Source organism: Candidatus Sungiibacteriota bacterium, from assembly GCA_016432465.1.
Classification (GTDB): Bacteria; Patescibacteriota; Minisyncoccia; order Sungbacterales; family HO2-52-23.
This window is the reverse complement of sequence record CP066690.1, coordinates 657,664-681,726: the sequence shown is the minus strand read 5'-3', so window position 1 is coordinate 681,726 and position 24,063 is coordinate 657,664. Positions and strand designations below refer to the sequence as shown.

The 24,063-nt window shown below is 45.2% G+C and carries 21 protein-coding genes and 1 rRNA gene; 4 read left to right on the top strand and 18 right to left on the bottom strand.

Going from position 1 to position 24,063, the window contains the following annotated elements; genetic code table 11:
- Window positions 1–244: 244 nt before the first annotated feature.
- The 8 genes from HYW89_03730 to trmD all read right to left on the bottom strand — a co-directional run bounded on the left by HYW89_03730 (window position 245) and on the right by trmD (window position 11,058).
- A complete protein-coding gene (locus HYW89_03730) occupies window positions 245–784 on the bottom strand; it encodes an LAGLIDADG family homing endonuclease (protein QQG45083.1) in 540 nt (179 codons plus the stop codon).
- A 330-nt stretch (window positions 785–1,114) separates the two neighbouring features.
- Window positions 1,115–3,973, bottom strand: a 16S ribosomal RNA gene (locus HYW89_03725).
- A 1,616-nt stretch (window positions 3,974–5,589) separates the two neighbouring features.
- Complete coding sequence (locus tag HYW89_03720) at window positions 5,590–6,369, bottom strand: ROK family protein (GenBank protein QQG45082.1); 780 nt, start codon at window positions 6,367–6,369, stop codon at window positions 5,590–5,592.
- Between the two features lie 82 nt (window positions 6,370–6,451).
- Complete coding sequence (locus HYW89_03715; protein QQG45081.1) at window positions 6,452–6,724, bottom strand: hypothetical protein; 273 nt, start codon at window positions 6,722–6,724, stop codon at window positions 6,452–6,454.
- 108 nt (window positions 6,725–6,832) lie between these two features.
- The gene (locus tag HYW89_03710) at window positions 6,833–8,656 is read right to left on the bottom strand and encodes a DMT family transporter (GenBank protein QQG45080.1); all 1,824 of its coding nucleotides are present in this window, start codon (window positions 8,654–8,656) and stop codon (window positions 6,833–6,835) included.
- A complete protein-coding gene (locus HYW89_03705) occupies window positions 8,653–9,960 on the bottom strand; it encodes a glycoside hydrolase family 1 protein (GenBank protein ID QQG45079.1) in 1,308 nt (435 codons plus the stop codon). Before HYW89_03705 ends, HYW89_03710 begins: the two co-directional genes overlap by 4 nt.
- A gap of 10 nt (window positions 9,961–9,970) precedes the next feature.
- Window positions 9,971–10,246, bottom strand: coding sequence for a winged helix-turn-helix transcriptional regulator (locus HYW89_03700; GenBank protein ID QQG45078.1), 276 nt, complete (start codon window positions 10,244–10,246; stop codon window positions 9,971–9,973).
- Between the two features lie 143 nt (window positions 10,247–10,389).
- The gene (gene trmD / locus HYW89_03695; GenBank protein QQG45077.1) at window positions 10,390–11,058 is read right to left on the bottom strand and encodes a tRNA (guanosine(37)-N1)-methyltransferase TrmD; all 669 of its coding nucleotides are present in this window, start codon (window positions 11,056–11,058) and stop codon (window positions 10,390–10,392) included.
- Between the two features lie 69 nt (window positions 11,059–11,127).
- Here trmD and HYW89_03690 point away from each other — a divergent pair, with 69 nt between their 5' ends.
- Window positions 11,128–11,397: a hypothetical protein gene (locus tag HYW89_03690; GenBank protein QQG45076.1), complete on the top strand. Its 270-nt coding sequence runs from the start codon at window positions 11,128–11,130 to the stop codon at window positions 11,395–11,397.
- A 122-nt stretch (window positions 11,398–11,519) separates the two neighbouring features.
- Here HYW89_03690 and HYW89_03685 read toward each other — a convergent pair whose 3' ends face one another.
- From HYW89_03685 to HYW89_03665, 5 genes are all read right to left on the bottom strand, one after another.
- Window positions 11,520–11,846: a KH domain-containing protein gene (locus tag HYW89_03685; GenBank protein ID QQG45075.1), complete on the bottom strand. Its 327-nt coding sequence runs from the start codon at window positions 11,844–11,846 to the stop codon at window positions 11,520–11,522.
- Between the two features lie 217 nt (window positions 11,847–12,063).
- Complete coding sequence (rpsP, locus tag HYW89_03680; protein QQG45074.1) at window positions 12,064–12,441, bottom strand: 30S ribosomal protein S16; 378 nt, start codon at window positions 12,439–12,441, stop codon at window positions 12,064–12,066.
- A 62-nt stretch (window positions 12,442–12,503) separates the two neighbouring features.
- Entirely contained in the window at window positions 12,504–12,914 is a 411-nt protein-coding gene (locus tag HYW89_03675) for a DMT family transporter (protein ID QQG45073.1), read from the bottom strand.
- Between the two features lie 59 nt (window positions 12,915–12,973).
- Window positions 12,974–13,882, bottom strand: a complete 909-nt coding sequence (locus HYW89_03670) for a patatin-like phospholipase family protein (GenBank protein QQG45072.1) — start codon at window positions 13,880–13,882, stop codon at window positions 12,974–12,976.
- A 7-nt stretch (window positions 13,883–13,889) separates the two neighbouring features.
- Window positions 13,890–16,094, bottom strand: a complete 2,205-nt coding sequence (locus tag HYW89_03665) for an AAA family ATPase (protein ID QQG45071.1) — start codon at window positions 16,092–16,094, stop codon at window positions 13,890–13,892.
- Window positions 16,095–16,471: 377 nt separating this feature from the next.
- Between HYW89_03665 and HYW89_03660 the strand changes: the two genes are divergently transcribed.
- Window positions 16,472–16,669: a hypothetical protein gene (locus HYW89_03660; protein ID QQG45070.1), complete on the top strand. Its 198-nt coding sequence runs from the start codon at window positions 16,472–16,474 to the stop codon at window positions 16,667–16,669.
- Between the two features lie 385 nt (window positions 16,670–17,054).
- Here the strand turns inward: HYW89_03660 and HYW89_03655 are convergent, their stop codons facing one another.
- From HYW89_03655 to HYW89_03635, 5 genes are all read right to left on the bottom strand, one after another.
- Window positions 17,055–17,369, bottom strand: a complete 315-nt coding sequence (locus HYW89_03655; GenBank protein QQG45069.1) for a divalent-cation tolerance protein CutA — start codon at window positions 17,367–17,369, stop codon at window positions 17,055–17,057.
- A 129-nt stretch (window positions 17,370–17,498) separates the two neighbouring features.
- Window positions 17,499–18,191: a ribonuclease III gene (rnc, locus tag HYW89_03650; protein QQG45068.1), complete on the bottom strand. Its 693-nt coding sequence runs from the start codon at window positions 18,189–18,191 to the stop codon at window positions 17,499–17,501.
- A 78-nt stretch (window positions 18,192–18,269) separates the two neighbouring features.
- Window positions 18,270–18,827 carry a transcription antitermination factor NusB gene (gene nusB / locus HYW89_03645; protein ID QQG45067.1) on the bottom strand — a complete coding sequence of 186 codons (558 nt, stop codon included), beginning with the start codon at window positions 18,825–18,827 and terminating at the stop codon, window positions 18,270–18,272.
- A gap of 77 nt (window positions 18,828–18,904) precedes the next feature.
- Window positions 18,905–19,189 (bottom strand): 50S ribosomal protein L32, encoded by a 285-nt coding sequence (gene rpmF / locus HYW89_03640; GenBank protein QQG45770.1) that lies wholly within the window; start codon window positions 19,187–19,189, stop codon window positions 18,905–18,907.
- A 70-nt stretch (window positions 19,190–19,259) separates the two neighbouring features.
- On the bottom strand, window positions 19,260–19,925 hold the full coding sequence (locus HYW89_03635; protein QQG45066.1) for a ribonuclease HII: 666 nt from the start codon (window positions 19,923–19,925) through the stop codon (window positions 19,260–19,262).
- Window positions 19,926–19,981: 56 nt separating this feature from the next.
- Between HYW89_03635 and HYW89_03630 the strand changes: the two genes are divergently transcribed.
- Both HYW89_03630 and HYW89_03625 read left to right on the top strand, forming a co-directional pair.
- On the top strand, window positions 19,982–20,785 hold the full coding sequence (locus HYW89_03630) for a trypsin-like peptidase domain-containing protein (protein ID QQG45065.1): 804 nt from the start codon (window positions 19,982–19,984) through the stop codon (window positions 20,783–20,785).
- A 58-nt stretch (window positions 20,786–20,843) separates the two neighbouring features.
- On the top strand, window positions 20,844–24,062 hold the full coding sequence (locus HYW89_03625) for a DNA polymerase III subunit alpha (GenBank protein ID QQG45064.1): 3,219 nt from the start codon (window positions 20,844–20,846) through the stop codon (window positions 24,060–24,062).
- Window position 24,063: the final 1 nt, after the last annotated feature.

The window sequence follows — 24,063 nt, the reverse complement described above, 5'->3', positions numbered from 1 at the left end:
TTTCCCGACGCACTATTTTAAAATATAAAATAATGAAGTCGGGATCCCGACATGGGGGTCGGGACTATGCGGTTGCCCGCATAGGAAGCCATAATTAACTTCATCCCTATCACTGAGCTTAGGCTGAGCTGTCTTGCGACAGATTTTACCTACTCCCAGCTTTCTTGATGTGACGGGCGGTTTCGTGGTCTAGTACTTTTCTTCTGCTAGCCACACACCACTGGGCAAACGGCTTTCCCGTACCCTAGCGGTTTCCACTGTAATGTTTTTTACCTGTTTCCCTGATACGATCGCGGATAGCGATGATTTTTTTAAATCCGTTTTCAGTAAGATGTTGTTTCTTCCTAAACATCAGAACAACCTCCTTAAAGAATGCATAATCTTTCGCTTTCTTTGCCTGAAGCGGATATTTATCAAGAAATGGGAAAAGGAATTCTTCCATATCTTTTGTGCTTCCGATTTTATACTTTGCGTGCGGGTACCATCCATATCGTTCGTATGAGCAATCATAGATTTTACCGCAACCAAGTGTCGCGCAAATTCTATCAAGGATTTTCCGATCATCCGCGCGAAGTTCGATCTCGAATTGGCATCGCACTTCAGTACCCCGTTTAAGGGTTTTGTGCTTTCCGATACCAACCGAAAACGATCCTTCGCCGTCTATAAAACCAGACACGTACCAAGGATTTAATTTATCACAATGGATTTGTTCCTTCCCGACTGGAGCTTTCAGTAAGAAATTTCTCCTTCCGTCGGTACTACGAACTCTGCAGACTTCTTGCATAATATTTGAAAGTAATTGCTTACTCCCATATCTCGAAGTTAGCTCACAACGAAAAAGTTGTAAAGCTTTCGTTTTCCACAAGAATTATGCAAGACCTCCCATGGTAACCTTCTTTTCTATGCTTTTGCATCACGATATCACTACACATAACAAATCTAAATCACACAGGGGCTTCCTCATGTACTCGTAGAGTAACCCATTTGTTATGCCACATCTGATATTCGCACTACAAAAAATTACTTTCACCCTTCAACTTGCCCCTCACGGAAACAAATCTGTGATTTCACTTAAAATTACTGTGCATAATTTTGCTCGATTGGTTACGAGCTAGAAAAAGAAGATCGCATGGCGTCCCGAGTACAAGATTCGAGAACGTATTCAACGCAACATAGCTGATTTGCGTTTACTAGCGATTCCTACTTCATGAAGTCGAGTTGCAGACTTCAATCTGAACTGGGGCGCGCTTTGATGGGATTAGCTCCACCTTGCGGCTTGGCAACCCATTGTACGCGCCATTGTACCACGTGTGTAGCCCAGGGCATCAGAGGGCCACGCTGACCTCGCGTCGTCCCCACCTTCCTCCCCGCTCTTTTGGCACTATGTCCAGCCCCGCTCTTATAGCAAAGCTAAAAGAGCGGGACCGTAGCTATTCAGTCAAGCTGTGCTTGACTCGCCGTTTCAAATGACCAATCACTGCACCGTGATGCTTTAATTTATTTTCACGAATTAGTGCGTCCTTCTTACTACTATAAGCTTCATAAATATATCAGTTGAAACGGCGCATAAAATTTTGTTGACGGTTCTTTCCTGTTGTTGTGCTCAGAAAATCTCCTCCGGAGATCATCAGTGCTACCAACATACAAAAAATCTCGTTTCCTGCTTTTAATAAGGTAAACGTAGTACATATCTCAATCATATCAACAAATCTTATACTGCCAAAAGAGCGGGGCGGTCTTGCCTGACACATATAACAGGCAATAGGGGTTGCGTTCGTTACCCCACTTAAGGGAACAATTTACACCACGAACTGACGAGGGCCGTGCAGCACCTGTGCTTATGTCCTTGTGAGAAATTCCAACTTTCGCTGGAACATCATAAACATTTCAAGCCCTGGTGAGGTTCCTCGGTTGTCGTCGAATTGAACCACATGGTCCACCGCTTGTGCGAATCCCCGTCTATTCCTTTGAGTTTTAGCCTTGCGGCCGTACTTCCCAGGCGGCGCGCTTAACGCGTAAGCTAAGCCACTCCGAGGGTCGATACTCGGAACAGCGAGCGCGCATCGTTTAGGGCGTGGACTACAAGGGTATCTAATCCTTTTTGCTCCCCACGCTTTCGTCTCATGAGCGTCAGGAGATGGCCAGGAGTTTGCCTTCGCCTTTGGTGTTCCCCACGATATCAACGGATTTCACCCCTACACCGTGAGTTCCTACTCCCTCTCCATCCCTCTAGTTTTGCCGTATCTAACGCAGCCCCACCGTTAAGCAGTGGGATTTAACGCCAGACTAACAAAACCGCCTGGAGACCCTTTACGCCCAATAAATCCGGATAACGCTTGACGCCTCTGTATTACCGCGGCTGCTGGCACAGAGTTTGCAGCGCCTTATTCTATCGGTACGCTCAATCCGGCCCTTTTGAACTACGACTTGACAAAAATACAATCTCCCAATATACTTATACTTAGCTCGCCATCCTCTAGGGAGTAAAGCGCATGCCATCTCAGTATTTGCTAATGCAATTTCCTCTAACCGTCCGTCCCAAGGTTGTTGCTTTCTTTGAAAAAGACGATAAGCAGGAAGCAATCAGATTTGCGCAACAAATTGCACGGGATGCCAATTTGTCTGATCTCACGCTCCTTACCCCGGTTAGCACAATTGCTCGCACAGAATCAGCTCAAAAAGGGAGTTTGTTTAGAGAAATATAATTAGTTATTGGTAGTGCTGCCGATTGGCAGCTTTTTTTATTTTGTCGTAACCCAAAAGGGCCGGACTTGTTCCCGATAAAAAGCAGTTTACAATCCGAAGACCTTCTTCCTGCACGCGGCGTCGCTCCATCAGGCTTTCGCCCATTGTGGAATTTTCTTGACTGCTGCCACCCGTAGGTGTGCGACTCGTATCTCATTGTCGCCGTTGGGGGTCATGCTCTCACATCCCCTACCCGTCATAGCCTTGGTGGGCCACTACCCCACCAACTAGCTGATAGGACCTAGGCTCCTCTCGAAGCGCCTTGCGGCCTTACCCAGCGCTGATTTTGAAAAACACTTGACAACTAAACAATTTGATAGTATCCTTAATAATACATGCTGAGGCAGGAGGTATTACAGTGCACTGGCCCTTCTTGCTCTTCATGGCGTTATCTGGGTCTGGAATTTGGATGCTTTCTAGCGGAATACACAGATGGCTGGGGGTATTCGATATTATGTTAGGGGGTTGGGTCTTACCGCCAAAACGTACCAAGTCAGTGATCATCAAGATTATATTGGGGAGCATGCTGATTGTAGGAGGCTTTATTGTTCTTGCCGTCCTTGGGCCTAAGCCACAATAGCGGTATTAATAATCTTTATGGGGATGGGTTCTGTCCACCCCTTTTTGTTTTTCAAAATCAACGCTGGGACTATCGGGTATTAGCTCCGCTTTCGCGGAGTTATCCCCGTCTTCGAGGTAGATTCCAAGGTGTTACTAACTCGTTCGCCACTCACAGACATCGGAGATCGGAAGTCGGAAATCGGATAGATTTCTACTTCCACCGCTCTCGCAAACGAAAAAGTTGCTTACTCACAATCTCATATTCGTCTAACAATTCTTTCGCTAAACTTATATCACAAAAATTTGAATTTACTGCATCATTTAGATGACTTCTTGTTTCATTACAAGAACCCAATGATCTTGTTAAATACATTTTAAACTCTGCAATAGATCTTCCGTAACCCTCTGCAATATTGCTGTGAATAGAATTTGCAGATCTGCAAAGTTGATCTTTTAGGTGCCTTGCATTATTAGGAAAACTCTTAGTAAGTGCAATTATTCTTGGATAAAGTTTTTGAGAGCGATTATAAACTTCTAAGTTTGTATACATAATTTTGTTAGAAGTTCTGATTTCTGATCTCCGAACTCCGATATCTGTTCGTTCGACTTGCATGCCTTATCCACGCCGCCAGCGTTCATCCTGGACCAGGATCAAATCCTCAATTATTGGAGGTCAGAAATCAGAAATCAGACGTCAGAAAAATTCCGACTTCCGAAATCCTATATCCGACTTCCGTTTTTTGTCGGAACAGCTGGAAGGTTACGATTTTGTCCAAAATTTCGAGCGTCAAAAACGCTAAGAAATTTTGGGAACAAAATCGCTAATCCCGCCCCAATTTTGCCACAGAAAACTTACCTGACGCCCACTGAGTAAAACGCTGGGTCTATTTGCAGTGCGCGGTGGCCGAATAGGCCTGCCCTTGAAACGCGAAGCGCACTGCCGTTGAATTTCGGTCGCAAAATTGGAGCGGGAATTCTAATCTCTCGACTAGAACTTTGGCTGTTTTTTTGATCTTTGGTCTCTGAATTTATTTGGAATTTTATTGGTCCCGTTAGAAGTAGCCTCGCCGAGGTCCTTCGGACTCGCGACAAAGTCGCGAGCGAGACTTCTAACGGGATTGGATTCGCTTCGAACATTTTCTAAACCCGCGCACATAACAAGTTATGTACGGGGCAAGCCCAGTCCTTTTTAGGTTCCTTGACAAATAAAGCGGGAGCGCGTAATCTCTCCATAGAACACCGTTGGGAGTACACACAATGGAGTTGATCTATAACTTCCTGCTTGGTCCCTACTTCTGGCCTTCACTGCTCTTTACTAAATTTTGGTACATTTTTTTGTCCCCTGTTCTAACGGGAATAGTAATAACAATCTGGGTAAGAAAAATTAGATTCCTCGCATATGGAGTTATGGGCTCATTGCTCATCATGACTTTTACCTATATTGCATCTTCTATCTTCGTTGCTTGTTGTTTTAGAATGCATATCGGCTAGGACCAATGTGGTCCTTTTTAGGTTCTTGATTAATTATTATTTATATAGTATACTGTTAACTGGGACGGAATGGGGGTTAATCATGGAAATCCTACAACACGGAAGCTCTTTTCAACATCGTGACTGGATCGGCCGACACGCTTGTAAAAATTGTGATTGTGTGTTTGAACTCACCACCCGTGACTCAGTCAGATATGAGGGGGGCGATGCTTTCATTAACTGTCCAGAGTGTGGAGAGAGTGTTCTCGTTTCGAGAGACTAAAAGTACTTAATTTTGGGCGCCCTCAATCGTGAGGCGCTTCTTTAAACCCAAAAAGGACCGGACTTATAGCTGGCAGCGAGGAAAAAGAGAAAATATCAATTTTCTCTTTGACCGAGCGAACCAGTTATACGAAGTATATATGTTCGAATCTATGATCAAATTTTCAAGCTGCTTTCCTATCGGACATTTACCATCCCTAGGCGGCGAAGCCGCCTAAAGATAAAAAACACACCCACCACCGCTTCCATAAAGAAACAGTGGTGGATGTATTGAAGAGACCGTTGAATAGTTCCCTTTTCTGCTGCAATTTTGCGTTTTTGGCTACGCTTTCGTCCGTCCTCCTTGGCGTATCTTACCAGATACGCCGTCGTCGTCCGTCCTCGGCTCGCTCGAAAACACAAAATTTCGCTACGAAAAAGAACTATTCAACGGTCTCTTTAACCCTGTTGTTAAATTGTGGGGCTTGGGGTTTTCCAGTTAACCCCGCCAGTCTCACAAGTAATTGCATTATATCCCCTCCAAAATTGCTGTCAATACCCCTTCTTCCACAACAAAACCGCGCCCATGGCTGCAGCCGTATCCCCCAGTTTGCCTCTTACAATCGGTGTTTTTTGGGCAGGGGGCGACATTGTATACTTTTTGGCAAGCCGACGCACCATACCAATTTTTACCGCCCCGCTGGTTACTCCCCCGCCACCCAAAATAACAATATCCGGATCAAAAGCATTTATCAAATTTGCGACTCCCACGCCGATTAATTTGCTTCGGTCTCCATATTTCAGAAATGCTCTTTTACCCGCCAACTGCTCAAAAGTCTTGTTGTTACCGACTATCATATGCCCAAACTCTCCAGCCCCGCTCCGTGAGCCATAATAAATTTTTCCATCAATCATTATCCCGCCGCCAATTCCTGTCCCTATTGTAAGCGCGACAATATTTTTATATCCCTTGCCAGCGCCACGTATTGCTTCGGCTCGTAAAAAACAACGGCTATCGTTGTCAGTCCTCACCGGTACTTTAAATCTTGCAAAAAATTTATTCGCATTCCAGCCGTTTAAAAACGAAAGATTGGGTGCCTTAATTAACGTACCGCGGTTTTTATTGACTACCCCCGGAACTCCTACGCCAATTCCTGTAAGTTTTTTGGGTCCGGCAACTTTTCTAAGAAATTTCCACAACACATCCAAAAAACGTTTTTTGTTTTTGGGTGTGGTTATCACAAAACACTGCGGTTTGCGATCGTCCAGCCCCTGCATTAAAACCGCACGTATTTTTGTTCCACCAATGTCAACCCCTAAATAATAAGCCATATGTCCCCATAATAACGATTTCTTCTTTTGTCTTCAACAAATGAAATGTCGGTGGGGATACCACCGACTAACTGACGGGAGATTATTCACTTGGCCACTTTATTGCCTTCTTTGGATTCGGACGCCAATGTCGTAGACTAAATTTCTTGAGAAGTTTCTCCGCCTCCTCCTCGGTTACCACCCTCCTTATACCAATACGCTGACCAAGGGCGTAAATTCTCACTGTCCCCTTAGCCTTGCGTTTCTCCAAATATTCAGCTGCTTTTTGGGGTAGGTGGTCTAGATGCTTCTCGTTTAAAGAAATGATATGGAAACCATGTAGGCCAAATGGTACGTTATTTTCCTGAAGCAACATGCAGAAACGTCCATAAGTCCCTAGGTATCTAAACTGTAAGGCAACCCTCATGTTACCCCCGCCGTCTTTACCATCTATAATAGTAGCAATATGAATTTTTTAGTCAAGTTAGTTATGGGGGCTAATTATTGCTTTTGCTTCATTCCACATATCTTGCTGGCCGTGTTTTTCCTTCAACCACAACCACCACTCTGCCCCCCAAAAGTAGGCCTTGGTAAAACCGCTGCGACGAGCATAGTCAACGACCTCGCGGAATTTTTCAACATTCATAGTTTTATACTGATTTTCAAATGGGGCGTTGACGAGCGACACCGGCTCCCACGGCTCTGCCTGAAGTTCGGAAATTAAAATTTCTTTCCCAAAAACTTTTGTGGCGAACCACACCTTGAATCTGAAATATTCTGTCGGAATCCACCAGTATTTTATATAGCCAAAAGTATTGTTGTGGATATAACGATAAAGTGTTGTGCCAAAAATATCGGCCCGCGATATTAAAACTGGCCAAGCAAAACCAAGCTCCCCGCTATCAGTTAACACAATGGGCCGCGAATCAAGCGAGCGCACAAGGTCAACTTCCTTTTGCAAAAAACGTAATCCCAAACTTTTACATTTTCCGAACGGAAAAAGCGGCTCATTCTCAACCTGCCAAGCGTAAATATTGTTAAAATTTTTGAAATGGCTAATTGTGCCAGCCAACATCTTTAGCACTTCTTGTTTTTCTTCCTTACCCTTCAGGTCATAAGCCCAAGGGGGCTTATGACACTCCGGCCAGCGCGGTGTTTTTCTGCCAACGACAAATAAAACCTTGGCACCCCTCTTTTCTGCCTCCTGAATTTGCCAATCAACGTCATCAAAAACGTATTTACCCTTTTCCGGCTCAATCACGTCCCAATAAGCAACAAGACGCACATTTTTTACTTTGAGTTCGTCTAAAATTTTTAAATACGCCTCGCGCCAATCAAGACCAAGTTCTTGGGCGAACTTCGGAGAAAAAGTGATCCCAAAAGTCATGGGCTGCGGTGGGACATGCGGTTTTATAAGAAGCCAAAGCCCGAAACCAATAACGAGTATGGCTAGAACCTTTTGTATAATCGCGCCCTTACCGACGGTCTCATGCAGCACCTTTCTAAATTTTATTTTTATGGAGAGCAAGGAAGCCAGTATAAAAAGAAAAAGATACTGCGTTGATTGGAGAGCATTAACTATTATTACGCTTCCGAGAGAAATCGCGTAATTCTGAAGAACAAGCGCTGCGGACCCTATAATTTTATCGGAGAAAAAGAGAATAACACCGCGCAGGGTAACCGACCCGGTGGTTGAAAAAACTGCGTTTCTCCAACTTCTTTTTGTAAGCAGCAACAGGCTGAAAATAAATCCTCCAAACCTCATCCAAATAAATCCGTTAAGAAAATTGGTCTGCTCAAAAACAAGTTTTGTAAATGCCAGCGACAGGCCAAAAAACAGGGCCGCGGCAATGCCGTAGCCAATGTTATGCTTTGTCAAAAAGTCATGGTTTTTGTAGCCCCACGCAATCAGAAAACTGCCGATAACAAGAAGTAAAAACGCGGCTGCTTGCTGGCCGGACAACTTTTCAACTCCCAATAGATAACTGAAAACAAAAGTTGCCACCGGAGTAAGCGCCCCCGTAAAAGGTACGGCCCGCGAGGCCTCGCCCGCCTGAAGAGTCTTGTAAAAATAAATTAAACCCCAAATAAAAAGGGCCCCGGAAAGAAGGGCATAAACAATGCCGGAGGGGCTCAAAATGCTAAAATCTACGAAGGGGACTACCAAAACAGCAAGTATCCCCAACACCCCCGGATAAAATGCATAAACAAGGGGGCTTTTTATCGGCCGCGCAAGGATAAACTTATCCAATACAAAAACAACGGCGTAAAGAAAATAGGCGATAAGCGCGATAACAATCCAGCTCATATTTCTAGTGCGTTTTTTTCAATAATTTTTTTATATTCCCAAGCGCTTGGCCTGATTTTTCGTTCCAGTGTTTTTCCGCCAGAGGCGGATCCGCCTCTGGCGGAAAAATCCACTTCCACCAGTCCAAACCGCGGCCAGAAACCCTCCTGCCACTCAAAGTTGTCCAAAAGCGACCAGTGAAAATACCCGCGTACATCAGCGCCATCTCTAATCGCTTTTGCAGTCCAGGCAATATGCTCTTGAATGAAATCGCCTCTATAGAGATCCCGTGCATCGGCAAGACCATTTTCAGTAATAAAAATTGGCTTTTTGTATTTTTGCAAATCCATAAGCACGTGATATATTCCCTCGGGAAAAATTTCCCAACCCATGTCGGTCACCCGCTTGTTCTCATTAAACTGAATCCCCCATTGTGATTTTGGATGGAGACGCACTCTAGTGTGAAAATAGAATTGCAGTCCTATAAAATCGGAGTATTCCGACATACGTTTAAAAAAGGGATTATTCTTCCACCACCGTAAAAATTGTAATGCCAAAACATTATGGGGCATACGGTTAAAAGGTTCAAAATAAACCGAACTCTCGGAGTAGCCGATAAAAAGAGTTGATTTAAATTCTTTCATAATTTGATATGCTTCTTTGTGCGCCTTTGCCAAATTTCGTAACGAACGCAGCAAAGACACAATGTCGCCGAGAGCGGGAGGACGGTCCTTAAGCAAATAACCGTGACGAGGAAAGGCCTCCGGTTCGTTTAACGTAATCCAGTATTTGACTTCCGGAAACGATTCCGCAACTTTCAGGCAATACCGTGCAAAAAATGACGGAGCGTCTCCACGCACCCATCCTCCACGTTTTGCAAACCAGACCGGGTTCGTCCAATGCCACAGCGTCACAAAAGGCTCCATCCCCCGTTCGCGAAGCGCGCGGAGAACCTCGCTATAATGCTTAATTTCTTTTTCATCAAATTTCCCCTCTTCCGGCTCAATCCGCGACCACTCAATTGAAAACCTATGCGCGTTGTGGCCCAAAGATTTTGCAATATCAAAATCTTCCCGGAAGCGATTATAGTGGTCGCATGCTCTACCGGAAATATAATTTTCTTCCTGCAGGGGGTTCGGATAATTTTTCAGAATATAATCCGGTATTCGCGTGGGTGCGTTCGAATGGCGCCTTGCGGCTTTTGCCGCAAGGCGGGCGCTATTTGCATGCTCCCACTCCGTCCAATCGTTATGATTATTCCCTTCCACTTGATGGGCACTTGTTGCCGCACCCCATAGAAATCCTTTTGGAAATTCAAACCTCATAACTATTCGCTTATTCGCGCGAATTAGAGATATATGTAATAACATTTTTAGCCATGGGAGGAAACTTTCTGGCGAGCCGATAAAACATCTCCAAACTTCTTTGCTGCTTTTCCACAATATCAAGGTTGGCCAGAATGTTTAGGTGCTTTGATGTTGCTTTAAACGATAAACCAATTACTCCTGCAATTTCAGAGACATTGGCCTCTTTGGTTTTATGCAAAAATTTTAAGATGGCAAGCCGCCTGTGATTGGCAAGCCCCTTTAGTATGCGCTCAAATTTTTTCATACGTATTACGTATATGGTTAGTGGTTACACCCCCAAAAGTACCACGCGGTACACTATTCGTCTATTCGCGCGAATTAGAGAAGGTAAAAAAGTAAACATGGACAAGAAACTGGCAGAAAGGACACCATGGAAAATGGGAAAATCTACTTCTTGTGCCCCTTACGCCATTTCTCTATATTTTTATGATCTCCGGAAAGAAGAACACCTGGAACTCTATAATTTTCCTCCTTGTATTTAAAAATCTCTGGACGCGTATATACAGGAATGCCCACTCCGTATCGTCTCTCTTCCAACGATTCCTCCTTTCCCAATACTCCGGGGATATGACGCGAAACCGCATCAATCACCACCATGGCCGGCAGCTCGCCACCGGTTAAAACATAAGGTCCAATAGAAATAGCTTCTAGTTTATAGCTTTTAGCTTTTAGCAAGCTGAAAATCCGCTCGTCCACGCCTTCATAGTGGCCGGATATCATAATTAGGCGATCGTATTTTTTCGCCCAATCGTGCGCCATTTTTTGCGTAAATTGTTTTCCGTTCACAGAGAAAAGAACTATTTTTGATTTTTGATTTTTGATTTTTGATTTCAAAATTGAGCCAAGCGCCCTTGCGAGCGGCTCAATTTTAATGACCATTCCCGGTCCTCCGCCGTACGGCCGATCGTCAACTTTTCTATGGCGGTCACGCGAGAAATTCCGTAAATCATGCACGCGAACATCCACGAGTTTTTTTGCTCGGGCCCGTTTCATCATAGACTCATTTAAGTAAGAATCAAAAATATTGGGGAAGATGGTAACAATATTGAATCTCATAATGATAATTTACTTTTATAGAAGCCTGTAATAAGATGGATGATTAGTGGACTTCGTAATGAGGGTAAGATGACTGAGAAGACACTTATACGAAGGGTGAGAATTCCCCTTTCCGCTATCCTGCATAGACTCATATTTTATAGACATTGCTACGATAACACCCCAGAAGAGTTACTAAAAAGAGTTAAACGGGTTGGCTGGCCTACACGTTTATCGCTAAAAGATATTGAAACCTCTCTTGTGGTTCTTAGCGCCGATGGTCAAGTAAAAAAGGTGATCGTGGATGGCAGAGACTATTACTATTCTGATGAGGAGCCGCGTAGATTAACGGTCGGTTGATGCCCAAAAACTACAATTTCGTGACCGCGAATAACTTTCGCGGCTTTTTTATCGTATCACGTATTTATTCAAAACCAAAACTCCGCATTCTGCGGAGTTTTGGTTTTGAATCCTAAATAAGATTAAAGTCTCAAATCGTCAACTACTTCATCAACGCCTCGAGATCTTTCGTCGCGTGGACGCGGACCGCGTCCGCCTTCCGGCTCTTCTATCTTCAAATTCACGCGGGCATTATTTTTAATACCCACAACCCGAAGAAGCGAGCGGATGGCTTTAGCGGTTTGCCCCGCTCGGCCAATGATTTTCCCCATGTCCGCGGGGTCAACTTTCAAGGTGATCAAAACACCCATCTCGTCAACCTTACGGTCGGTTTTTACCGCATCAGGGGTATCCACGAGCGCCTTGACAACATACTCAAGGAACTCCTGGTCAGATTGCATTTTAGCCATGCTTGCGCAGCTTTCGGCTCTCGGCCCCGACGTACTATTTTAGATTATAAATAATGTAGTCGGGGTCCCAACCTTACGTCGGGACTTTCTGCTTTCGGCAAATCTTGCTGATAGCTGAATGCTGATAGCTGAATGCTGATATCAACCTCGACCTTTCTTTCTCACGGTTAATCCGTGATCATTAATACCCTCATTATAATCTTTTTAAACTAGTTTGTCAAGTAGATTCAGGGGTCGCTTCTTTTTGAGAATCTGGGGTTGTAACTTTATCCTGCTCAGGAATTAATTCGGGGTTAGGCGTTTTCGCTTCGCTTTCTTTTATGGTGGCTTGTATGGTTTTTACGGTGTTAATTTTACTGCCCTTAATCACGCCTTTGGAAATTAAAAGATTGTGGACCGTATCCGAAACTTTGGCCCCCTTGGAAATCCAGTATAAAATCCGCTCGTTTTTTAACACGGTTTCTTTTGTTTTGGGTTGATACGATCCGAGAATTTCGAGCTCTCCGGATTTAGGCTTAGAACGTCTCTCGGTTACCACAATCCGAAACGCTGGATCGTTTTTTCTTCCTATACGCTGAAAGCGAATAACCAACATGGAAACAAGCTTATCAAAAAGGTTAAAATAAGTCAAACAAAAAAGCGGGCCAGAATCGCCCGCTACTTTCCTCCTGATACACCAAGCAGCATTGCTCCTCCCACCATAAGCACTACCCCAGCGATCTGCATTGTTGTCAACGACTCGCGAAGCAAAAAGACTCCAAGAAATGCGGTCACTAAAACGTTCAACGCAGAAAAAGGCATGGCAATGGAAATTTTTACTGTGCCGAGCGACTGAAGAAACAGGTATCCGCCGCTGGCAATAAAGAGACCCCCAAAAAACGCCCAGGTGGAGCCGACTTTATCAAAAGATATATTTAATCCCTGATAGATCAGCAGTGTCAAAAGCGGAAAGAGGCCGCCAAGTGCCTGCCAACCCATGGCTGAAACAGAATCAAGGTGTCCCCGGGCAAGCTTCATAAAGAAGTTGCTGAAACCCCAAAACAGAATCGCACCTACCAAAAAGAGCATTAATCACCCCCGATATCGCGAACTAAAAAATTGTAGCATAAAAATGCAGTTTACGCAAGTTACCGAATGAAGTCAAAAATTTTTTCAGCAGCCCCCCTACCCATCTCAAAAGTAATTTTTAATTTTTCGGGGTCGGTCGTAATGGGCGTTGTAGGACTATCGGGTGGGGGACATATGAGCAACAACCTTTTATTATTCAGAGCAAGCTCCAAATCCCGCCTCACAAGAACTTCTTTATTTTTATAAATTTTGTAAAGAGCGGGGATAGTGTAAAATTCAAGAAAAACTTTGGAAATTGCATAAATCAACAAATTGTGCGGATGATACCACCACTTCCGCCTCATGGGTTCGTTGTAAATAAGTATAATTTTGCGGTGCGGATATTTTTCAAATACATAGCGAAGGCCAATAGACTCCTTAAGCGCCCCATCTATGTAGAACCTTCCGTTAATTTTCTGGGGAATAGAGTACCACGGCATAATACTCCCAGCAGCTTTTAATATCTTAAGTGGATTGTGTAAACGCGTATCTATATATTCAATCATTCCGGTCTCAACATTAAGAAGCCGCGCATATATAGGTATCTTTTGTTCAACCAATCGTTTTATATCAAGCGGTTTTTTACTGGTCATCACCTCCATAATATAGTCCATATTCAGAACCTGACGCATACTTGAGACCGGTAATCTTTTTATATAACGATTATAAAACTGCCGCAGAAAGCTTGGAACTAAATTACGGGGACAAATGAAGCCCCTGGTTGCTTCTTCAAAATAAATTGATGCCCCTAGATCAGTTTGATGTGTAAGGAAAAAGGCGCCGTTAAATGTTCCGGCTGAGCCGGCGTAGACGGCCTCAACCCTTTCGTAAAAATTTTTTTTCTCAAGAGTATTAAGAACACCGGCCCCAAATACGCCGGCCATAGCGCCGCCAGAAAGACATAAAATCACTTTCTCTTGTGTAGACAACAAAATATTAGCGGTTTGTATACACTTCAGCCTCTTCTAACTTCAGCGACAGAAGTTTTGATACGCCATCGTCCCCCATAGTCACCCCATAAAGGATTCCAGCCACTTTCATAGTCTCACGATTATGAGTAACAAGAAGGAGCTGCGTTTTTTTAGCAAGTTCTTTCAAAATAGCTGCATACCTCTGGGAGTTGGCTTCATCCAATGCTGCGTCTGTTTCGTCAAGAACCAAAAAAGGCGGAGGATTTACGGCGGTAATTGCAAATAAAAGCGCGACAGAGGTAAGAGCGCGCTCCCCACCCGAAAGCATCGCCAGACCCTTGATACGCTTTCGCGGGAGGTCAACTGAAATATCTATTCCTTCCTCAATGGGTCCATGCTCTTCCTCCATCTCTTCCCCCTCTCCCTCCTCGTGTTGAGCGCGGATGGGAACGTCCACAAAATGCAGAGATGCTTTGCCTCCGCCAAAAATAATACGGAAATAATTATGAAATTCGTCTTTAATTTTTACAAATCCCTCTTTAAAGTCTTTTTTAATGTGCTGGTCAAGCTCCTTGATTAGTTCTTTGAGCGAGCCGGACGCTTGTTCAAGGTCCTCAAGTTCTTTGGTTAAAAATGAGTGCCGGGATTCCGTTTCCTGATATTCTTTAACCACCGCGGGGTCAATGCCGCCAATCTCTTCCAACTTTCCGCGCAGTCGTTCAATTTTACGTTTCAATTCCTCTCCGGACATGGCCTCGTATCCATCCAGCATCGCCGGCGACAACTCCTCGCGCTTTATTTCTGATTCCTCAAGTTCCCGAATAAAAACCTCACGGCGCAGGCGCAGTCTCTCTTCGTCAAACTTAAAACGCTCCAAGGCAAGCGCAAGATCCCGCTCCTCGTCCTGATACGCCCGAAGCTGTTGGTCAAGTTCTCGGATGCTCTGCTGAACATTGCGATATTTCTCAACCTCGGCCCTGCGCACGGACTGCAATTTATCTATTTCTTTGGTGGTGCGCGTAAGTTCCCCCTGAAGCGGGGCCAAGGTTTTTTCAAGCTCGCGCAAAATCACAAATTCTTTCTCGTCCCGTTTCTCCTCCACGGTCCCGCGCTCAATCTGGTTAAGCAAACCCTCCATATCTTCAATCAAAACCAGAAGATGGGAGCGAACCGCCTCCATGTGGTCCTCCTCCTCTATAATAGCGCGGATCTCGGACAGAAACTCGCGAATTTCGTCCTGAATATAGCGGGTATCTACCGCCCGGAGTCTGGGGCTTTTAGCTTTTTCCTGCTCTACTTCAAGTTTCCCCTCCAGTCTCCCGATTTCTCGTTCCAATTCTCTGCGCCGCGCCTCAAGTTCCATCAACTTCTTTTCGTCTTCACTTTTTACGCTAACCCCGGCCAGAGACTTCTCCGCCTCTGCAACTTCTCTGCGGAGATGCTCCATCTCTTTTTTTGCTTCTTCCCGTTTTTTAAGAACCGGCGCCGCTCTTCCTTCTACGCTCTTTTTCTCGTCCTGAATTTCTTTTGATTCTTTGGCAAAATAAATTTTTTGGAATTGTTTAAGCTCTCCCTCAACCGTTCCTCTTGCCTCGGCTTTTTTGGCTTGAGCGCTCAAAAACTTAAGGTGGGGCGCGATTTCACGCACCAAGGCCTCTACTTGCTTCATGTTGCTTCCGGTTGCTTCCAGTTTGCGCTCGGCTTCGTTCTTTTTTAGTTGATACACCCGAAGCCCCAGAGCTTCCTCCAGCATCTCGCGTCTCTCGCGAGGTGAAGAAAGTAAAATTCTGTCCACTTCTCCTTGACCGATAATATTGTGTTTTGTTTCGCCAAGTCCGATTCGCGCCATAAGTTCTACCACGTCTTTCAAGCGCACTTGCGAATCATTTATATAATATTCATTTAGGCCGTCCCTGAAAATTTTTCTGGAAATAGCAACTTCATCAAACTCAATTGGAATTTTGCCGTCTTTATTATCAAAAAGAAGCGTCACCGACGCTTTTCCCACTCTTGGAATCTGTTGCGAACCGTTCCAAATCAAGTCCTCGCCCTTTTTGCCGCGTAAAGACTTCATGGATTGCTCTCCCAAAACCCACTGGATTCCTTCTTTTATATTGGACTTGCCACTGCCATTCGGTCCTACTATTGCCGTAACTTTTGAAGGAAATTCTAAAACCGTGGACCTTGCGAAAGACTTAAACCCACTTAATTCTAACTTCTTCAGATACATAAAAACGGATGCTTAATATTCAATTCCTATTTCTTTTTGATTGAAGTCGAACTTCAATCAAGTCAAATCAAATCCATACCCTAGCCCCATGACCCATGGCACTTCTACTCTTTCAATAACTAACCGCAGGCCTGCCCGCCGAAGCCTTGGCGTAGGCGGGGATTTTCCCTCGGCCCTCCGTAGCTTTACTACGTCCATCCGAAGTCTATGACGAAGGAGGATGCGAAGGAGGCTTTATTTCCCGCCAGAGGCGGGTCCGCCTCCGGCGGATAAGCCATTTTTCAAGCCATACCGACAAAAACTTGACAAGTTATACAATTTAATGTTATACTGTATATAGAGTGAGTCCATCAGCCAACCATTTAGGGAGGTGCCACATGGCATACACAACGGATCCGGGTCTGGCCAAAGAAGTCAGATGGGACACCAACGGCAGAGAGGTGGAGTTCCCCACTCTCGCAGAAATGGTCGAGGCTGCCAAGAAGGAATTTCCTGAAGTTCCCTTCGAGCAGCTCATCATCACTGCTTCTGGCTACGACGCCGAAATCATCGAGCTCAAGCGGAAGTCATCCTGACTTCCCACCCTCAGCATGGTGTAAAACTGCTTTTTTTATTTGCCAAAATCCATTCCTCATGACCCATGACACTTTTGGTATTTATTGACTGCCCCGCAAGGATTTGTTAGCCTAAGGATAGGCCCAATCAAAACAGGGGGATAATAATGCCTAAAGCTCTTTCGAAAACGAGTGGTCAAAATCGTAGAGTATTGCGAAAGATTTGTATTCCCGATTATATGGATGCAGTCCTCAAAAGAGCTGCCAAGAAACGTAGAATTCGAACCAATACTTTAATCGTACAACTTCTCTACCTCGGAGTTGGACGAGACAGACGCATATTAGACCAATAGTTCTCGACCCGCCTGCAATAGCAGGCGATTTTTATCCTCATGCCCCATGACACTTATATTTCTTTCCTCAACCACACAAGATAGTCTTTGTTTATTTTAGCAACCGGAAGCGCGAGAATACAGGGTACGGTGTAGGAATGAAGTTTTTTTGCTTCTCGCTCCAGTCGCGGGAATTTTTTCTCAAGGGTTTTGACCAGCAATACCGCCTCTCGGCTTTTTTCAATTTTGTTCTTCTTGGGTGGCCACCAGTAAAAAGAAGTCGCGTGGGGAATTACTAAGCTACACCCTACCAGCCGTTTCTTTAAAAGCGCGAGCCCAATTTTTTGGGCCTCTTTTTTGTTTTTACAAGTGATATAAACGAGTAACATAAATTGGCTTCGCCCAGTCGAGCTTCCTTCAGCTCTCCCCCGGGCATTTTAACGGGCTCGACGCGCACCTCCGCTTCGCTCCGATGCAGGCTTGCCCTAAAATGCCCGTCTGAAGCCAAGCAGTTGGCTTCAGACCCAGCCCTTGAGGTGCAGGGCGTTTCTTGCCGCCTCCTCTTGCGCTGTTTGCTTTGACGGTCCTTCGCCCTCTGCTATTAACTCCTTCCCGAGAAACACTCCCACAACAAAATGCCTGTCATGGTCCGGCCCCCATTCGCGGATAACTTCGTAATTAGGAGTAATCCCCACCCGCTCCTGCGCTTCTTCCTGAAAAAGCGACTTGGGGTCTTTATAAAGCCGCTTCTCTAATACCTCATCAATATGCGGAAGCAAAACGCGATTTATAAAACCCTTGGCAGCCTCATACCCTTGGTCAAGATAAATTGCGCCGGTGAGCGCCTCAAACGCATTGGCCAAGATATATTGACGGGCGCGGCCCACGTCTTTGGCTTCACCCCGCGACAGCAGCAAAAAATCATTAATACCCATTTCCACCGAAACTTCGGATAACATTTTGGAATTTACAAGTGCTGCGCGGTAACTCGTCAACTCTCCTTCGGGTTTTTCCGGAAAACGGTTATAAAGCTCTTCCGTCACCACCAATTCCAAAACCGCGTCTCCCAAAAACTCCAGACGCTCATTTTGCCCCACGCGGAAAGAGGGATTTTCGTTTAAATAAGAGCGGTGGGTTAGGGCTTGTAAAAACAGGTCCTGATTATTGAATTTTAATAAGAGTTTATCTTCTAATTTAGAAAGATTATACACAAAACTCTCTAAAAATTACGAATCTTAACGAATTACTAATTCGTAATTCGCGGAAATTCGTGATTCGTAGGATTATTATTATTTTTTATCATCCTCTTGGGTTTTTTCTTCCTTGTCCGCCGTAGCTTTAGCGTCGGCGGAAGCCTCGGCGGAGGCGGATTCCTCTTCCCGTTTTTTAGCCAACTCCTCTCTTGTCGGATATTCTTTACCGGGTTCGCCGATTTCTCGATACACCGTGCCCAATACTCCGTTTACAAATTTACCCGAAGATTCGCCGCCAAAAGATTTGGCCAGTTCAATGGATTCGTTAATGGCAACTTTGGGCGGAACTTCTTCTTTATTTCCAAAAAGCAACTCGTAAAGCCCCAAACGCAATACCGCGCGGTCCACCGAGGTAATCTGCTCAATCGGCCATTCCGGCGCCGCCTTCTCAATTATTTTATCAATCTTGGGAAGATTTTCTATAGTCTCTTTTATGAGTCGGTCAATAAACCCGTACTCCTCATCAAGTCCGGGCCCAAATTCTTTTTTATTGCGTTCCACAATCTCTTCCAGCATTTTGGGATCTTTCCCTTGAAAATCCCATTCAAAAAGAGATTGCATTACGATGGAACGAGCAAGATGACGACTAGCCATAGTTTAATCAGTTGCTGAGTTTAATGAGTTGGTTGGTTTTAAACTCATTAAACTGTAGCGAAGCGTAACTCGTTAAACTAGCGGTGTGATAACTCTTCCGCATTCAACGTTTCCCCTTTTACGGCTGCTTCTTCTTCGTGCTGATGAAGTTCTTTTTCTTTTTTCTTGCGTTCTTTTTTGTCTAATTTAGCAAGAACATCAATAACCTGCCGGCCGGCATAATAGCCGCAGTTTTGGCAAACCATGTGGGGAAGCACGGCCTGTCCGCAATGACTGCATTTGCCAAACCGCATGGGTTTTAAGGCGTGGTGCGACCTCACGCGATTGCGCTTCCCTTTGGTATGTTTCATCCGGATTACCATACACCGTAGTATACCAAAATAACCTTTTTTGGCAAACAAAAGTCCGCCCGAAGGCGGAAAGCAAAAATAATTAGTCCTTATGTTTTGTCAAACGGAACGATTTTCTATGGACCCTTGATCTACCAAACCTTTTAAGCATTTCCCTATGCTTTTTTGTCCCGTATCCTTTATGTACGTCAAATCTATAATGCGGGTATTTTTTGTGAAGCCGGAGCATAATGCGATCGCGGGTGACCTTAGCAATTATAGAAGCGGCGGAGATCACAGGAATTTTTTCGTCGCCTTTGACTATTGTCTCATGCGGGGTTTTTGTAGAAAGATGTAGACTGCCATCAAGAAGAGTCTGCGTGTTCTGTCCTAGATTTATTCTGGGACAAAGTTTTTTATAGACCCGGCAGGCGCCAAGATTCGCCGCCTGCGCAATATTTATTCTATCAATCACGCTCGGCCAAACTCGCGCTACTGCCCACTCAATTTTGGGATGGTCGGTCAGTCGCCTAAACCATTGCTCCCGCTGTTTTGGAGAGAGTTTTTTTGAGTCGCGAATATTCCTGAAAAAACCTGAATGTTTGTGGCGTGTACGTACCCTGATTCCGGCAACGACAACCGGACCGGCCAGAGGACCCCGCCCCGCCTCGTCTATACCTATAATGTATTTGTTATAAGGATAAGGCGAGGCTCGCTCATTCTGTGAGCGGCCAGCTTCATCAATGCCAATAATAAATTTTGTTTGCATAAATTTCCAGACAAGTTACTATAAGCCTAAGATCTTTTAGCACAAAGGGGGTTGGCGTGTCACCCAAAAAATGGGGCCTATGCCTTGTTATATTAATTTTAACTGCCTGCGGCAATACGGCCAGTCAATTCTCGCTGCCTGACCTTGTTAAGCACGTTACTCCTTCGGTCGTGATCATTATCGGAGACCTGATTACGGATACCGAGGGACCACCTTCCAATCCATCTTCGGAAAAGAAATCAGACATCTTTTCTATCAAACCCTCAACGATCCACCCTATTCTTAGAAAAGAATCCGCTGACACAGAATACACTAAACGAATAGTTGCTGCCGGATCCGTCCAGACCAAAGACGGATTTATACTTACAGTAAGCCATGCCGTGGTTGGCGTCCTCAACTTAAGAGCTCTTTTCTACGACGGCACTACTTTCCCGCTTGAACTTGTTGCCAACGACGGTATGGATGCGGCTATAGTAAAAATAAAGACCGATAAAAAAATTTCTTTCAGGCCGCTTGTGGTTACCAGTGCCGCCACCCTGCAAAACGGGCAGAATGTTTTTGGAATAGGACACCCTTTTGCTTTTTACTTCAGCACTATACATGGGGTTGTGAGCCGAACTTTTACTACCGAGAATACCACAAAAAACTTCGGCTTTCCGGAAAACGCCCGCGATAAAATAATCCATCTGGATATGCTGTTTAACCCCGGCGTGTCTGGCGCCCCGATTTTTAACATGAACGGCGAGATGCTAGCCATGGCCTTTGGCATGATTGCCAACGCCAACTCTCCGGGATTTGCATTTTTGGCGGAGCCCATAATCCAGTATTTCCGCTCCAAGGGGGTTTTGCCCATGCCCTGAAAATAATCAGGGCATTTTGTTTACGACAAGTTTTTCGTATAATTAGTGCAACCAAATCATGGCTAAATTCACCCACCTTCACGTACATAGTCACTACAGTCTTCTGGATGGTCTGGCTAAAATAGATGAACTTATAAACCGCGCGGCGGAACTTAATATGGACTCTCTGGCGCTTACTGACCACGGGAATCTTTATGGCGCGCTTGAATTTTACAAGGCAGCAAAAAAAGCAGGCATAAAACCCATTCTTGGCGCAGAACTTTATGTGGCTTACGAACGTATGCAGGATAAACGGCCGGGGCTAGACGACAAACGCTATCACCTGACGGTGCTTACCACCAATTACGAAGGCTATAAAAACCTAGTTAAACTCGTTACCAAAGCCCACTTGGAAGGATTTTATTATAAACCGCGCGTGGATAAAGAGCTGCTACGCCAGCTATCGGGGGGACTTATAGCACTTTCGGGCTGTTTTGCCAGTGAAACTGCGCGGGCTCTCGCGTCAAAAAAAGCCGATACGGCCGAGCGCATTGTCCGCGAATATCAAGAGATATTTGGCAAAGAAAATTTTTTTCTGGAACTTGGGGCCCACTTTAACTATCCCGATCAAAAGTTAATAAACGAGGGGCTGGAGTATCTCTCTCAAAAAACAGGCGCAAGGCTTGTGGCAACCAATGATATTCACTACGTGAAGCCGGAGGATGCGGAAGCGCAGGATATTTTGGTTTCCGTGCAGACCGGTGCCAAATTTGATGATGAAAATCGTCTCACCATGAAGGGAGCCAACCTTTCTATGCGCTCGGGTCAGGAGATGGCCGACGTTTTTCCAAACCACCCCGAAGCTATTGCTGCGACCCAGGATATTGCTTCCCACGTAAATATAGAAATACCTCTTGGAACCTGGACTTTTCCAAATCTTAAACTGCCGGATGGCACAACTTATGACACGGAGTTGAGAAGACTCACTTTTGAAGGCGCGGCCCAGAGAAAAATTGAATTCACCAACGAGGTCAAAGATAGGGTTGAGTATGAACTTGGCCTGATTACCAAAAAAGGTTTCTCACCCTATTTCTTGGTGGTGGCCGACCTCCTCAACTTTGCCCACCAAAAGAGTGTACTGACAACCATACGCGGTTCGGTTGCCGGCTCCATGGTAACTTATCTTACCGGCATAACCAACATTAATCCCTTAGAATACAAACTGCCCTTTGAGAGATTTTTAAATCCGGAGCGTCCGCTTCCTCCGGACATTGACATGGATTTTGCCGACAATCGCCGGGACGAAGTAATTGAATATGCCAAAGAAAAATACGGGAGAGAACACGTGGCGCAGATCGGAACTTTTGGAACCATGATGGCGCGAGCTGCGGTGCGCGATGTAACGCGGGCTTTGGGCCACTCCTATTCTGTCGGCGACAGAATTGCCAAACTGATACCCTTTGGCTCTCAAGGCTTTCCTATGACTATTGAGCAGGCGCTTAAAATCACCCCAGAACTTAGGGGGGTTTATGAAACCGAGGAGGACGCAAAAACGGTAATAGATCAGGCAAGAAAATTGGAGGGCTGCGCGCGCCACATTTCAGTGCATGCGGCCGGCGTGGTAATTTCTCCCCAACCCCTGCAGGAATATATACCGCTGCAGCTTGACCCCAAGGGCGGAAAAATTATCACCCAGTACGATATGCATTCGGTGGAGGACGCCGGCCTTCTTAAATTTGATTTTTTGGGAATACGCAACCTATCAATTCTCGGAGACGCCGTGGATCTTGTTAAAAAATATAACAATGTGGACATTGACATTGAAAATATACCGCTGGACAACAAAAAAACTTTTGGGTTACTCGCGCGGGGCGAGACCGAGGGTCTTTTTCAGTTAAACGGCGACGGTATGACGCACTATCTGAAAGAGTTAAAACCAACCTCCATTCACGATATCAATGCCATGGTGGCGCTCTATCGTCCCGGGCCGATTGAGTCCATACCAGAATACATCCGCAGGAAACATAACCCAGCCCTTATTCAACATCTTGACCAGCGCATGAAAGAAATACTTGAACAATCACACGGAGTGATCGTCTACCAAGACGATGTCATGATGATCGCGATTAAGTTGGCCGGATATTCGTGGCTGGAAGCAGATAAACTCCGCAAGGCCATGGGCAAAAAAATACCAGCCGAGATGCAGGCGCAAAAAGAAAAACTTATTCAGGGACTTATTAAAAACGGTATGGTACCGGAAAAGGCCGAAAAGCTTTGGCATCTTATTGAACCCTTTGCCGCTTACGGATTTAATAAGGCCCATGCCGCAAGCTATGGACGGGTAGCGTATCAAACGGCCTATATGAAAACCAATTTCCCGGGAGAATACATGACCGCGGTGCTTACCGCCGACTCCGGCGATATGGAAAAAATTGCCGATATTATTACCGAGTGTCAGCGTATGGACCTACCCGTACTTCCTCCGGACGTCAATGAAAGTTTTGCGCGCTTCACACTTATTAAAAATACGGAGAAAAATAAAATCCGCTTTGGTCTTGAATCAATAAAAAACGTGGGCACCAACATTGTACAGGCCGTTATTGCCGCCCGCGAGGGCGAGCCTCGCCCTGAAGGGCGGGATGCACGCGAATACGGAGGGAGATTTACCTCTATTACCGACTTTGCCGAACGCATCCAACACAAAGATTTCAATAAAAAATCGCTGGAGTCGCTTATCAAGTGCGGCGCCCTTGATGGTTTGGGCGAAAGAGGTCAGCTTCTAGCTAATCTTGAACTTATCCTTGAGTATAACCGTGAGTCGCAAAAAACACGTTCCAGCGGCCAGATTGATCTTTTTAGTTTAACCCCGAAGACACAACTGGCGTCGCTAAAACTAAAAGAGGCGGCGCCAGCATCAAAACGCGAAAGACTGCAGTGGGAAAAAGAGCTCCTTGGGCTTTATGTTACTGAGCACCCGATTCAAGAATACCTTGAAAAGTTAGGTGCTCAACGCGCCTTACCTATAAAAAACCTTACAGGCGAGCTACGAAACCAACTTATTTCTGTGGGCGGAGTAGTGGGAGGGGTACAAAGAGTTACCACCAAGTCCGGCGAACCCATGCTTTTTATAAAATTAGAGGATTTGACCGGGCGCACCGAAGTATTGGTTTTCCCCAAGGTTCTGACAAGGAATCCCGGTATTTGGCAGGAAGAAAAAGTTTTATTAGTCCGCGGCCGGGTCTCCGACAAAGACGGCGCCCTGAAAATTCTCTGCGAAGACGCGGTTGAAATTTCCTAAA